Here is a 14,200-nt window from a genome sequence, read left to right as displayed (position 1 = left end):
CGATTGTGCCCCGAGTCGAGCGTCGGACCCTAGTACCGTTTGTGCCTGTATCCGATGTCGATGCGCCTTGATGCTTGCATCATGACCATCAAAACATCCTCCAGTACAGCCGGCCTCCTGGCCGGAAAAATCGTGTTCATCACCGGTGCCAGTCGAGGAATCGGCGCCGCTGCGGCTCAACTCTTCTCTGCTGAAGGGGCTGCGGTTGTGCTCGCCGCCCGCAATGTCGATTCGCTCGATCAGCTCGTGACGATAATCCGAAGTGCCGGGGGTACCGCCGACGCAGTCTCTATGGACCTTGCCGACTCCGACAGCATCCGGGCCGCCGTCGCCCGCGTCGAGCAGCTGCACGGACGACTCGACGGCGCGTTCAACAACGGTGGCGTCAACCAGCAGCAGATAGGTCCCCTCGACATCACCACCGAAGACGACCTCGACGAGCAGTTCACCGTCAACTTCCGCGCCCACTGGATCGCGATGAATGCCCAAGCCGCCCTTATGCGTCGGAGTGGAGGCGGTGCCATCGTGAACACTTCGAGCATCGGCAGCCGCCGTGCCGTTCCGCCGCTTCCGGCGTACGGGGCCATGAAGCGGGCGCTCAACAGCATCACCGAAACCGCAGCGGTCACCTGGGCCCCTGAGGCTATCCGTGTCAACGGTCTGATGCCCGGAGGAACTGCAACAGAAATGATGGACGAATGGGAGGCCAAGACACCTGGTGTGATCGCAGCCAGTAGCGCTGCGTCGCCAATGGGTCGCATGGCCGAAGCCCGCGAAGTTGCCGAGGCCGCCGCGTGGCTGCTGAGTGACAGGGCCTCCGCGGTGACCGGAGCGATCGTGCCCGTCGACTGCGGTTCGGGGGCCTGAATCTGATCCTCACGTTCTTGCCTACCTGAGACCAACCTTCGCAAGCTCGTACTGACGGTGAATCGGAGATGGTTCATGTCCCTGCGGACTGTCGGTCTCATATGGAACTGTGGGGTCTGGTTAGCCATCAGAACGAACAGGGGAGTGCCGGTGACCGTTGCCGACAATGCTGTCGACAGGCCACTCGTCGACGTGGTGATCGACGCCATCGACGCGGACAACGACCTGTCCGACGAGGCCAAATACTACGTTTTGGCTGCCCTGGAAGGGCCGACAGCGCTACAAGAGCTTCTCGACGGCGTCGCGACCCCTCTCGTTCCGGAGCCGTCGGGTAGCCAGCTCGTCGAAGAGCCGGTCGGTGCGTTTCTGACCTCGATCACTGTTGCGGGATTCCGCGGTATCGGGCCCAAGGCAGCCCTCGAGCTACACCCCGCGCCGGGCATCACGATCGTCAGTGGCCGCAACGGATCGGGCAAGTCGAGCTTTGCCGAGGCGCTCGAATTCGCGATCACCGGTTCGAGTCACCGCTGGGAGAACAAGGCCAAGCTGTGGGCCGATACCTGGCGCAATCTGCATCAGGGAGATCCGTGTGAGGTGCGGGTGGGGCTCACGATCGAAGGGTCCGAACCGACGGTTGTCGGTGTCGACTGGACCTCCGATGCCGCGCTGAAGGGATGCTCCACCTGGACTCAGGTGGGAAAGCAGAAGCGCAGCAACGGTACCGATGCACTGGGGTGGAAGTCTGCCGTCGAATTACATCGCCCGATCCTGTCCTACGACGAAATCGGCGGACTGTTCGACGCGACGCCGTCCACCCTGCACGACGCCCTGGCCAAACTCCTCGGACTCGACGAGATCACCGATGCCGAGAAGCGACTGGCAGCGGTACTCAAGGAGGTCAAGGGGCCCCGGCAACGAGCAGCGGAGAGCATGCGCCAGCTCAAGAACTTGTTGTCGGATGCGTCGGACGATCGTGCGAAAAGTGCTGCAGACCTGGTCAAGAAACGGGTTGCGGATCTCGACGCGGTGCTGGCGCTCGCCACTGGAGCCGACGCATCGGCATCGCCCGCGCTCATCGGCTTGAAGCGGCTCGCAGCGCTGAGCGCCCCGACGCAGCAGCGTGTCGACGAGGTGGTGGCGGAGCTTCGGGCAGCTGCGGCCGATACCGCGGATTCGGCTGATGAGGCACTGTCGGTGGTGGAGCAGCGCAACGATCTGCTCGATGCGGCCCTGCGATTGCACAGTGAGACGGGCACTATCGAGTGCCCGGTCTGTGCGGCCGGGACGCTCGACGATGCGTGGGCGGAGCACTCGCGGGCGCAGTTGGCCGAGCAGAGCCAGAAACTGGCCGCTTACAAGCACAGCCGCCGCCGACTCGACCAAGCGCAACGTGCCGCAGTCGAACTGGGGAACGGAATTGCCGACGCCACCGCAGTCGAGGGCGTCGACCTGCCTTCCCTGTCCGAATATCGAAAGTCCGTCGCCGCGGCGCGAGAACCCTCGAGTTCTTCCGGTCTGGCGGATCACTTGGCTACGACGATCCCCGCGGTTATCGAGTCTACTGAGGCGCTGCGCACCGAAGCCACGGAAGCGGCGGCTCAGCGTGAGGACACCTGGGCGCCGATTGCTGGACGTCTGGCCGCGTGGGCCACTCTCGAATCCACGGCGCGAGAGGCGGATGAGGTCGTCAAGAACGTCGATGCGGCCAAGAAGTGGATTGCCTCGCATGCCAAGCAATTGAGGGATCAGCGGCTCGCTCCGATTGCCGAGCAGGCGCGCGACATTTGGGCGGAGTTGCGGCAGGAAAGCAATGTCGACATCGGTGCTATCAACTTGGTGGGCCACAACACCAGCAGGCGAGTGGTGATGACCGGCTCGGTCGACGGCGTGGAGTCCGAGGCACTGTCGGTGATGAGTCAGGGGGAGCTGCATGCGTTGGCGCTGGCGCTGTTCATCCCGAGGGCGACTACGCCGAACAGTCCGTTCCGATTCATCGTGCTGGACGACCCGATACAGGCAATGGATCCGGCGAAGATCGACGGCTTCATCAAGGTGCTGTCGACGCTCGCGAATACCAGGCAGGTCATCGTGTTCTCGCACGACGACCGATTGGCCACTGCGATCAGGCAACTCGCCGTCGACGCTCGGCTCGTCGAGGTGATGCGGGAACCAGGTTCCACCATCAGTGTTTCCGAGACGCAGAATCAAGCGACCCGCTATTTCAATGATGTACGTGCCTTGGTGTTGGACGAGAATGTGCCCGACGACGTCAAGCGGCGGGTCGCACCGGGCTTGTTCCGATTGGCCCTGGAATCGGCTGCGCAACAGGTGTTTTACGCAAAGCAACACCGGGCGGGGGAGTCTCGGATGGTGACCGAGGAGCGTTGGTCGTCAGTGCACAAGACTCGCAACAAGATTGCGCTGGCCGTGCACCAGGATTCCGAACGTGATCTATCGCAGTGGCTGGGCTTTCGCACCGAACGCTTCCCGACGCTCCGTATTGCGAACGCCGGCACTCACAAAGGTGCAGATCGGCCGATCACCTGGGAAGTGGTAAACGACCTGAAGAAGATGGTCGACGGGATCCTCGCCGAATGACTACCGCAACGTCGCCGGCGGTTGCGTTGAGAAATGCCGAACTGCTGCTCGACGGAAGTCATGGTGCTGCAGGCGGATCTGCGCGTCTAGCCGCGTTCCTCGCTCGCCAGGCTTTGGAGGAGTTGGTAATCGAGCGATGTGTGGCGCTAGGAGTGGACATCGAGCGACCGAGTATGCGATCGAGATTGGTGATCTTGCGGTCCCTCGATACAGCTGAGAACGCCGATGCTGCAGCGATGGCATGGAACAGATTGAGCAACGCATGCCACCACCATGCGTATGAACTGGCACCCACGGTCGCCGAAATGCGGCACCTCTGCGGTGTGGTCGCGATTCTGTTGGAGAGTGAATGACTGGCAATGCGCAAGTCGGTTTCTTCTGCCGGACGACGCTACCTCACGAACTATCCGATGAATTCCATTCAGAACACTGATTCGCTCCAGGCGACCTGCATAGTGCCAATGCTCAAAGCGACAAGGGAGAACAAAGGTAATGATTAGCTCGGTTGACAACGTCCCTGTATATACACTTCTGAGTCCGGAAAACGCGATCGTGTATCGTGTGCCTACTTATCAGCGTGAGTACTCCTGGAGTAAACCGCAATGGGATGACTTGTTCGACGATCTCCTGGACGCAGCTGGTGATGGCGGACATTTCCTGGGGACTATTATCTGTGTCAATCAAACGCAGAACGCAACCCACGAGACCATTCTGGAACTGATTGACGGACAGCAACGAATGACGACACTGTCGCTGTTGCTGGCGGCGATCCATGGCACTCTTGAAGTCAGGCGCAGTAAGCTTGACGAAGATGACCTTACCGACCTGAATAATCTTCGTAGGCAACTTGTGCTAAAACGTCCAGCCCGTTCGCGCATCCGTCCTCAGAAGCAAAACTCAAACTATGAAGACTATATTAATGTGCTCGCGCGCGCCCAGATCGACATCGAAAAGCCCAAGGTCCGCAATCTGGGAAATAGAAGAATTATGCGGTCGTACATCCATTTCGTGAACAGAATTGAAGCTCGGGCTGACGAGACTGGTCAGGATGTGGTTTCTGTCGCGCTCGATATGCTTGGCAGGGTTAAGAATGCAACCCTTGTCAAGCTTGAGGTTGTAAGTCATTCAGATGCGTTCGTGCTCTTTGAGTCGTTGAACAATCGCGGTATGCCGCTTACGCCAATTGATCTAATTAAAAATAACTTGCTTGCATCCTACGACGGGAGCAAGGACCGCGAAAGCGACAAAATTTTTGAGCGATGGAACGATCTTCTCAGTGATCTGGGTGATGACTATAAGAATCAGGAGCGATTTTTCAGGCAGTACTACAACGCGTTTAAGAAATCTCTACCGCCGGTTTCGAAAGCGCCCATCGCAACCCGCACGAACCTAATTCGAATTTACGAAACGCTTATCGACGCAGAGCTTCCGGTCTTTCTGGATAAGATTTCAGTAGCAGGCGTGGTTTATAAAAGAATTATCGGTAATTTAGACGATGAAGATTCTCGGACAGATTTAGATAACGCGCTCCGCGATTTAGTGCGAGCTCAAGGCGCGCCCTCTCATATCTTGCTTCTGTACTTGATGCTGCGCTGCGTCGATCTCGAACTGGATGAACGAAAACTTACATCAATTGCTCGGTTGCTGGCAAGCTTCTTTGTCCGACGTAACTTGACGGGGACACCTCAAACCTACGCTATGCAGTCTTTATTCATGGACCTGATTGATACGATATCTCCGCTAAAGGGCGATTTCATCGAAACTGCAGTTCGAGATCTACTGCGCAATGTGTCGGCATCCGACGAGCGCTTCCTCGAAAAGCTGACCGGATCAATTTATGATGAAAATGCAGATGTCGCGCGGTTCGTTCTAGTCTCGCTCGCGGAGCGGGAGTTCACAAAAGAAACCCGTCGTGACTTATGGATACGCGAAAGTGGGCATTACACGTGGACCATAGAGCATATACTTCCTCAGGGCTCAAACATGCCCGATGAATGGGTCGAAATGCTCGGAGGAGGTCGCGATATTGCTGTGGATGTTCAGCAGCGCGTTGTCCACAAGTTAGGGAATTTGACGATTACCGGTTTTAATAGCAACCTTGGAAATCGGTCTTTCAATTACAAGAAAGAGCGCACTGATAGTCACGGAAGATTTATCGGCTTCCGGAATGGGTTGAGCCTCAACTCCGGGGTTGTTGATGCCGAGCGTTGGACGGAAACTGAGATCGAAGAACGGACTGCAGTCTTAGCCGAGGAAGCGCTGGAGCTCTTCAAAATATGAAAGGGCCACTTTTGAACGTTGAGCATCGCGGTCGGGCGTGTCTGTGGCAGAACCGCGCGAGCCCTCGACAATCATGCCAACGTCTTCCAGGAGCGAGCTGCGGGGATGAGCGGACAATCCTTCGTTCGACCTCGCATGTCAGATGACCTAGCGATCCCCAGGACACGGGCGGGTTCGGCAGTCAACCACGATACGGCCTGCGTCTTGACAAATGCGCGTGATCGATCTCGCGCATTTGGGGCGCGATGTCTATGGTGGGAGTCCGGCGATTCAGTTGCCGTCTCAGCTCGCGGATCACGCCATCCTCCTGAATTGGCTCCGGTTCAGCTGCGGCGACCTTCGACAGATCAAGGGCCGTGTGGCTATCGCGGGTGTCCATTAGCCCATCTAACCGGACACACTGTTGGTCACGCCGGAATGGTTTCCGTCGCGCTGTTGATGTTGCGGCGTCGGCCTGTCATTTCCCGGCCGCGAATTGTTGTCTCTGTCGCCGACCTGGCCAGCAACATCCGCCCCACGGGCACGGAGCGCTGGCTAATTCATCGGTTCAGGTACATTGTTTCCGGAGAACGGTCAGGTGCTTTCGCCAACGATTTTCGGCACAGCACAGGGCCGTTCGGTCATTTGAATGAGCAGGTGAAGCGGGGCAATGTCTCCTAGATCACGAAGGTGGCGGAGTCAGGCGCAAGCGGTATCCGGTCTCGACGTCCGGCCGGCCGTCGCGTCGACAGCGTACGAATCTAAACGGTGAATCGGCTGCCATCCCCATCTTGCATCGCATGAAAACCAAAGGAGTTCGATCGAGTGTCGGTCAAAGAATCAGCGTCCGTCGGTCTATGGGCCGAGCAGAACCAATACAGTTCGACGACGCTCTATGGGGAGGACGGTCTCGGCCAGATTGCAGCCAAGACTTGCGGTCTGTATCTGTTGGAATTCGCTGACGGACAAGCCTACGTGGGCATATCTATCGACATCAAGGCCAGACTGAAACAGCATGCCGTCAACCATCCCGACATTTTGACGTTTCGTGTCCGCCCCATGAGTGGAACCTCGATCGAGCTGCGGCGCGTCGAGCGGGCGCTGGTTCACTCGGCGGAAGCAGCGGGGCTCACACTGCGCAACCGTGAACATGCATCTGCCATCGTCGGCCTTAGCACCCTCGACGCGGTGGTGTCGCCTGACGAGCAGGCTGAGTGGTCGAGGAACCCATTAGCTGTCAACCGGCAGGACGTATCGCTGGGCGTCGAATACTCGGATTCACAGCTGGCAGCCCACGCCGGTACGTACGCGAGGTTGCAGGCGCATCCTCGTTACGCGGACATCGTCCGTGCCCTGGGCACGTATCTGAATGCGTGCGTACCGTTTCCGTCGAGAACAGAAGGCACATTCTGGACTGTCAGTTGTTTCCCCGGGTCGTCCAAGACTCTCATACTTCGTGTTTCGATGAGCATGCTCGAAACGTTCTTCATCTGGGAGGATCCGGAAACCGGGATGCTCCAAGTCCGCTTCTTCGTCAACGGAACGTACTTACCCAAAGCTCGTCGTCTTTCTCTCCCCAAACTGTGGAGGAAACTGTCGAAGCATGTAAAGGCAGGGCCGATAGGGCATAAGTCCGCCGGTGCCTTCGAGCGAACAGTTGTCGTAGACGACATCGACTACATCGACGAGGCGTTCCGCATCCCCGGCGTTGCGCTGGCAGCAGGAAGCCACGTGATGGCTGTCATGCGGAAGAGGCAATCTGGCTATAAGTCGTCACACAACCCGCACCTGGCAGCGGCTGCGGTGGCTGTGTTCGGTTCTCACATTGCCGAATTTGCTCCTGCTGCGGAGACCGCCGGTACCGAGAAGCCGGAACCGACCTTGCACACGCTTCCTGATCCCAGCATTAAACCGGCTGATTCGGAAGTCGCGTCAGAGAAGGTACGGGCGTTCCACAGCGCAGATGGAAGCGGTGAGGTCGGGAGGTTCTTGGCAGCTTTGATCGATGTAGCGCTACCCGACTATCGCGAAGACGTGGGGCTGAACTGGGGGTTGACCTGCATGCCGCGTACCAACGCGGGGGCAGGTCGAAAACGGTTGTTCACGTTGAACATCGGACAAATCGAAGTGGCCTACGCGATCAAGTCGACTAGGAGCGACGAGTCCGCGCTAATTGGTGTCGTGGTTGTCTCTGCGTCCGAACTAGAGACACGGACTGGTAAGAGCCTCGCTGATCTGAGCGAGACGTACACCCTGTTGGGGTTTCACCAGCACGGTTACGTGGCGGCCAAGGGGGACGACGTCAGCATCGCATGGGGCTTCGAAGCAGAAGCGCTGGCTCAGTTGCATCAGTTGCCGTGGAAAGAAGCAAGCGCGGTGCTGGCCGACGCATTGCGGACGAGCCTGTGCCCTTACTCGAAATTCCACAGCGAGGCCATGTTGACTGCCCTAACGAGCTGACACAGTCCATGTCTCAACTCCTTGACAGGCCCTAGGTTGGTCGCGGAACCCGCCGCGGTAGTCGTCCGAAGACGCCCAACGGCCCGAGTTCATTCAGTTGAATGAACTCGGGTCTGACGGTCAGTTAGGTTCCGGAATCTCGGTATCGCCTCTTGCGGCAAGAGGCGCTGATCAGAGCTGAACTCGATGTACGAAAGGTCGGCGACGTCTCACATGAAACGATTCAACTGGTGCTTGCGGTGCATGGCTTCATGCGACATTGCGTAGCCATGATTTCGAGTTTGCCGGCGAGGGCGAGGGCATGTGTCAAGGTTCGGCCGTAGAACAGGCGGGCGGTGACGTTACTGGAGAACAGGCAACGGTAGACCAAAAAGCTCAGGCCAGGATGGTGCGCGGCAATGTGTCCGGATTGAGATCGTTTGATTCCATGAACTGCACCAGGTTTTGAGTCATGTCTCGCTCCGCGATCATAGCCGCCACCGACGGTGCTTTGGGGTCGCTGAGCGTTTCAACTATATTGATTTGTGAGGACAGCTCTGCAACCGATGCCGATGCCTTGAACCATAGATCTTCATCGAAGTCATGGGCGAGGACTTTCTGCGCGTAGGCAACAGCTACGGCGAGTAATAGTTCCGCGGAGCTCAGCCGAGTCGCTCCTCGGCGTCCGGAGACCGTTGCCGCCGTTGTGATGGCAGTACCCGTTCCAGCGATGCCTCCGATCGTGGCAAGGCCGCCCGCCATGCCGCCGGGCCCCAGCGCTGCCAGGCCGCCTGTCATAGCCGCCGCTCCCGCCGCTCCAGCCGGCGCGAGCGCAATGAGCCCGATCGGTGCGATCGCAATGACCGCCACCCCAGCACCTGCGATTGCCCATCGCTGCCAACTTGTCCCCGGTTTGCTTAGTTTGGTCATCTTGTTGTTAAAGCCTCGAATTGTCCACTCGAGGGCATCGCCGAAATCGCGCGTAAGCCCGATCTTCTCGGCAAATTTCGGTATGGCCTTAAAGCTAGTGTCCGCAATGTCAATTTCAAATGGCGCAGAGAGGTCGCTGAGCGCCAGGATGGTGAGCTGTTCGATGATGCTGGCGATGTCCCAATGGTCGGGTACTTTCGGTGTCTTTCCTTCTGCCAGCAAATGCAGTTCTCTTGGAAGTGGGATGCCCTCTTTATCTGCTTCCAATACTTGGGCAACCAGGTCGCGCCGATTGATCCGCACTGCCTCGGTAAATCTAGCCTTGGTATTCGCGTCAGTTATGGTCTCCGATACGGCGTACCGAAAGTTCAATTCCAATATCAGGGCGGCCGTATCGTCGGTCAGTGCTGTCGTCACCTTCGTGGTGCGTCTTGGTGCCGAGTTGGATTGGTGGTACGCGTTGCCTACCGCTCTGGCCACGGAAGGTTGTTTAAGGTACGCAGCCGAGCTATGACCAACCTTGCCGATGTTCACTCGAACATCCTGGACATCGGCGAACACAGTTGCCAGTCCGCGTGCGCGAGTGACCGGGTCTCGTTTACTGAAGAAATTCAGCCAGGAGTTGGTCCGTGCGTAGGGGAAGTTGCCGATCAGTTCCTGTCGCGACACCGCGAAGAGCCCGGTTTGTGCGGGGCTTCCAATTGTGACGACGCGGCGGACCGAAACGTCAGCGGGAAGCCGCGACAAGAGATCGACCGTTACGACGCTTCCCAGGCTGTGGCCAATTATGACTACCTCTCCTATTAGAGGTATCTCCGCAAGAACCCGCCTCAGAACGGCTCCGCGAAGGCCTTTCTTGTGCACGTAGGCCTGGATCTGTTTGATTTCATTTGCGTACCATTTTTCAGGCATGGCACCCAGGACCGCGCCCAACTTTGCATCCATCGCGTCCAAGTCGGGCAGGGGAAATCCGAGAGCTTGAGCCGTGGGGTCGGCACCTACCATCCGTGCGGCCTCGATCTGCCTGTCGATGAACTGAGCCCGTTCTACCGATAGATCAGACATCCTGGTGTTTACAGTTGGCTTCGGGACGCTTTCCGAGGCGTCCGGACTCGAGAGGAGGTCGCTGTAATGAGGTGCGATCACGTCCTTCGGGTCGATCACCGGCAGGTTCTCGTCAGACAAGCTTTCGTTGAGCGCGTCGAGCCACGCCCGGCTCGTGTCGCCGTCGCCGACACCGTGCAAGTAGATCAACTTCATTGATGGACTACCCTTCGAGCGGAGCGGATTGAGTCTGGTTCGAGCAAGAGGTTAATACCGGCTGTTCGGCTTGTGCCGGGCAGCCCAGGGGTCTACGCCGGACGTAAGGTGGAAACGTAGTTGGCATGCTCAGTGGCGATGTGGACTACTGCTCCGGCCGGGTTAACCGGGCGCATGTCGCGTCACACTGGCGGTAGGTCGACCCGGTAGACCATGCTCTCCGCGACGTCGAGCACGTCTTCGGGGTAGTAGATCGACACTGTCGGACTGCTCAGAGCTTTCGTCACCACCGCGAGCTCCCAGCCCGAGTCTTCTCTTGCAGAACGCAGTTCGTTCCGCGTCAGTAGAATTGACGGCTTGCCACCGGCAACACCCTTGACTTCCACCCTGTATAACGTGCCGTCCGGTGCCACACATGAAAGATCCCATCCCAGCTTCTGGGAACCTACATCGGTTACCTCGCAATGGAATTGATCGCGATAGTAATCAGTTACGGCATCGACTGCGGCATTCTCAATAAGCTTGTTCGTGACTGGATCGCCGAAGCCCGCTCCGCGCTCACTCACGGTGATCGGCGTTCCAGCCGGTCTACCGAGTGCGGGCCACGGCGGCAACAGATCTTCGATAGCCGCGAGCTCAGACTGGCTGACCCAGGACGGATTGCTACCGTACGGCTGCCGAAGCACCTCGAGGTCAGTGAGTGTCTCGATCTTCTTCAACTCTGCGCTCGTCACGGGAGCATCGAGCAAGTCCAGGTCGGTGCCCACGTACCATTGAGAGTCGATCCGCTTTTCGTCGTCTTCCCAATAACCTTCGTATGGCCGTGCGATGAATCTGCGACGACCAGTCGTCCACCCATAACCCCAGATTCCCCGTGGCATTGCACCGTCTTCGGCACCGCTCACCCAGAAAAGTGCTCGCTGTCCGTGCTGAATAAGCTCGGATCGGTAGTTGTTCGCGACGGACCAATCTTCGATATGGGTGTGACCGTCAGCTAGGAAGGACTCTAGATCCCACGTTTTCGGATTGCACTTGAAGACCCATGCACCCAGATTAGAGTCAGTTATGGAATTGTTCTGCGCTGTAGAAACTTCCGATAGCCCGATGACATCCCAACGTCCACGCCAGTCGATCACTTGGGCATCGGTGATCCTATGATGAGTGTCGGTATCGGCGTCGCGCGATGGGTCCCGTGAGAGCCACACGTCGACGTCGTCAGCGATTGTTTGTCGCATCCAGTCGTGTTCGACGATGCTGATGTTCGACGCGTCGAGTCGCACGTCAACGAACGCCCATGCGTCGATGCGTCTGTGTGGTGGGCGAACCAGTCGTGACTTCTTGGTGTCTTGCCAGTCTCCCGACTTCTTCGTCTTGAGTCTGACTCGGTGTACGTGGGCATCGCGATCCCGCACCTCGACGACAGCTTCCAGGCCCGGCATCCGTTGTGCGGTTCCGCCGCGCCGACGTACTTCTGCCTCGAACAAGGCGAACCCGTCCTTTGTCGTAGTCACTACTTGCCTCCGGCTGTCAGATTGTCTTGTCCACGAATCGGTTTGGCCCAGTTGAGCTGCCCGAATGTCATCGCGTCGCCAGTCATCGAGATATCAGACCTGCTGCTGATGGCTGGCGACGTACTCGTCTCGAAGATCCTTCAATTTCCGGCCGTCCGGAAGAAGCCAGAAATACCACCCATTTGTGGCACCTTTCCTCAGGTGATGGCCTGCACCCGACGGCGTGGTGAACCGTTGGCCGTCCAAAGACAGGCTGGAATCTTCGTTGACTATGGCGCGAAGGTCTTTCCAGGTCCCCGAGCGTGCGTGAAGTTCAGTGCCTGGCTCGAGGAGCCCAGCTGAAACAAGTTGCATGAGAGTGACTGATGCTGCTTGCTCTGCGGACTTGTCCTTGACCTCCCCGATATGGCCTTCAGGAACCGGCCACGTCGCGAGCAAGGATTGGATGAGTGCGGTGGTTCGTTCGTCGATCTCCTTCTCTGACCAGCCGTCGGCGGCGATATTCTTCCGTCGATTCATTAAAAAGGTGTCGTGGGTGTCCAAACTCGCGCGTTTGCCGTTTTCGCCCAACCACGGACCGTTGGACACTTTCCCGTTGAGAGCTTGCGTCAGCAGTGTGAGGTTGCCGAGACGATGAATGTGTTCTCTCCGTTGATCTTGCTCCGCAGGGCTCTCCACTGGCCAGTGGGTTTCCCATTTCTGGGGCATCAAGTGTTCGATGGGATAGGCAGCTCGCGGTACGCGGGAGTTACTCATCGGCTTCGCACTTGTGAAGCCGCGTAAGTGATCTTCGACCGCTTCGAGGAACACACGGAGCCGGCCTCGTTTGAACCGACGGTAGACAGCTTGCGTCTTGACGTCCTCGAGCACCTGCTTGTCGCCCGGCCAGTACGTACCAGCCGCGTTCAGGCGGGTGAGGTAGAGCTGGACCGCGTTGATCAGATTCTCGGGCGGGGTCTGGCGGTTGCTCTTGATGAGGTCTGCGACCACACGCCCGAGATCGCTGGTCCCCAACCGAGTGAGCACTCGCCGCATCACCCAGCTTTCGCAAGCGTTGACAACTCCGTCGATTGTCGTCTGGTCGTAATTCGAGTCCGGCTCGTGGAGCCAGATGAGTACCGGTTTGAGTAGTTCGAGTTCGCTCGCATGCAGTCGGTAGACGTTGAGTTCCACTGCGGTCAATGGTGCATGAGGCTCAGCGGCGCGCTCGGTCCAACTCCTGTACTGATCGGCCTGCATCTTGATGATCGGCAGAAGCGTTGTCATCGACTGTGTCGCTTCGTGTTCGGCAAAGTGTTTGAACCGCGTGAACGTATGGCGGGGGCTGATCTCCTCACCCACGCGTGCCACCAGCCACTGGTTGAGGAACAGCGAGCTCCGAGAGACGAGGTACCGACCGACGCTGACCTCGCGCTCCCAGAATGTGGAGTCGAACGGCCAGTCGTCCTTGTAAGACTTCGCAGTGTCAGTGCCCTCCGAATCGAGTCTCTGAAATACGAAGTTCTTGATCAGATCGGCCGCGGTCAGCGGTGTGCCACGAGCGTTGAGCGTCTCGAAGATCTCCTGCGAGTTCTCGTCGGCTTGAAGGTCGATGACAACTAGCTGCAGCCCTCTGGTCAACACTCCTGTCAGTGACTCCGCACGGGAATGTGCGGCTGGCTCGGTCACCGGTCCGAGCCACTCCTCCACGGCGGCGCTGAAGTATTGATGCCCTTGCGAAAGCAGACTCTGTGCGTGCGTGAGTCCCGCGTAGTCGATTGGCGGGTCGGCCTGCATGACCTCGTCGAAGGCCATCCGGTCCCGGTTGGTATGTCGGAGCTTGAGGCGATCTTCTTCCTGGTCGACGTAGTGGGCGGGGTTGTGGGTCAACTCCTCCAATCGTCTGGCCAGATTGTCTTCGGCTCGTGCCTCGAGTACCGACGCAGTTGCGTCCATGACGAGCTGCAGTGTGGTGAGGCGCTGTTGGCCGTCGATGATCAGGCGCGGCTGAAATGTGCCCGTCTGATTTTCCTGCGCTTGCAGAACAACAGCGCCGAAGAAGTGGGTGGCGGTACTCGACGGGTCTTTCAAGCGGAGCTCGGACAGCCTGCGAATGTCGTCCCACAGGGGTGCCCACTGGTTTTCGAGACTCCACACGTAGGGCCGTTGGAACAACGGAATGACCAGGTGCTGAGGGAGATTGAATATATCCAGGGGGGAACGAACTTCGGTCTTCACACGACTCCTCGGTTGCCTGCTCGATGAGTCACACGGTACATACCACCCACGACATCCACGCTGAGTTGCGCGGGACCAGGGCGTGATCTCCGACCTGACCCGCGAGGCCTCAGCCCTGC

General features: G+C 58.4%; 7 protein-coding genes. 4 read left to right on the top strand and 3 right to left on the bottom strand.

From position 1 onward, the window contains the following. Positions 1-81 precede the first annotated feature (81 nt). The 4 genes from K414_RS0121470 to K414_RS0121445 all read left to right on the top strand — a co-directional run bounded on the left by K414_RS0121470 (position 82) and on the right by K414_RS0121445 (position 8,184). Entirely contained in the window at positions 82-867 is a 786-nt protein-coding gene (locus tag K414_RS0121470) for an SDR family oxidoreductase (protein WP_027497802.1), read from the top strand. 150 nt (positions 868-1,017) lie between these two features. Further along, positions 1,018-3,465 carry an AAA family ATPase gene (locus K414_RS0121465; RefSeq protein ID WP_037219469.1) on the top strand — a complete coding sequence of 816 codons (2,448 nt, stop codon included), beginning with the start codon at positions 1,018-1,020 and terminating at the stop codon, positions 3,463-3,465. 492 nt (positions 3,466-3,957) lie between these two features. Beyond that, positions 3,958-5,745 (top strand): DUF262 domain-containing HNH endonuclease family protein, encoded by a 1,788-nt coding sequence (locus K414_RS0121455; RefSeq protein ID WP_027497799.1) that lies wholly within the window; start codon positions 3,958-3,960, stop codon positions 5,743-5,745. Between the two features lie 804 nt (positions 5,746-6,549). Next, positions 6,550-8,184, top strand: a complete 1,635-nt coding sequence (locus K414_RS0121445) for a hypothetical protein (protein ID WP_027497798.1) — start codon at positions 6,550-6,552, stop codon at positions 8,182-8,184. A 375-nt stretch (positions 8,185-8,559) separates the two neighbouring features. Here the strand turns inward: K414_RS0121445 and K414_RS0121440 are convergent, their stop codons facing one another. The 3 genes from K414_RS0121440 to K414_RS27635 form a co-directional block, all read right to left on the bottom strand. Beyond that, positions 8,560-10,353, bottom strand: a complete 1,794-nt coding sequence (locus K414_RS0121440) for a hypothetical protein (RefSeq protein ID WP_027497797.1) — start codon at positions 10,351-10,353, stop codon at positions 8,560-8,562. Positions 10,354-10,535: 182 nt separating this feature from the next. Beyond that, complete coding sequence (locus tag K414_RS28345) at positions 10,536-11,864, bottom strand: DUF3883 domain-containing protein (RefSeq protein ID WP_051365222.1); 1,329 nt, start codon at positions 11,862-11,864, stop codon at positions 10,536-10,538. 93 nt (positions 11,865-11,957) lie between these two features. Continuing rightward, the gene (locus tag K414_RS27635) at positions 11,958-14,081 is read right to left on the bottom strand and encodes a DUF262 domain-containing protein (RefSeq protein ID WP_037219465.1); all 2,124 of its coding nucleotides are present in this window, start codon (positions 14,079-14,081) and stop codon (positions 11,958-11,960) included. Positions 14,082-14,200: the final 119 nt, after the last annotated feature.

Source organism: Rhodococcus sp. JG-3, from assembly GCF_000482405.1.
GTDB lineage: Bacteria > Actinomycetota > Actinomycetes > Mycobacteriales > Mycobacteriaceae > Rhodococcoides > Rhodococcoides fascians.
This window is presented reverse-complemented; position numbering and strand designations above follow the sequence as displayed.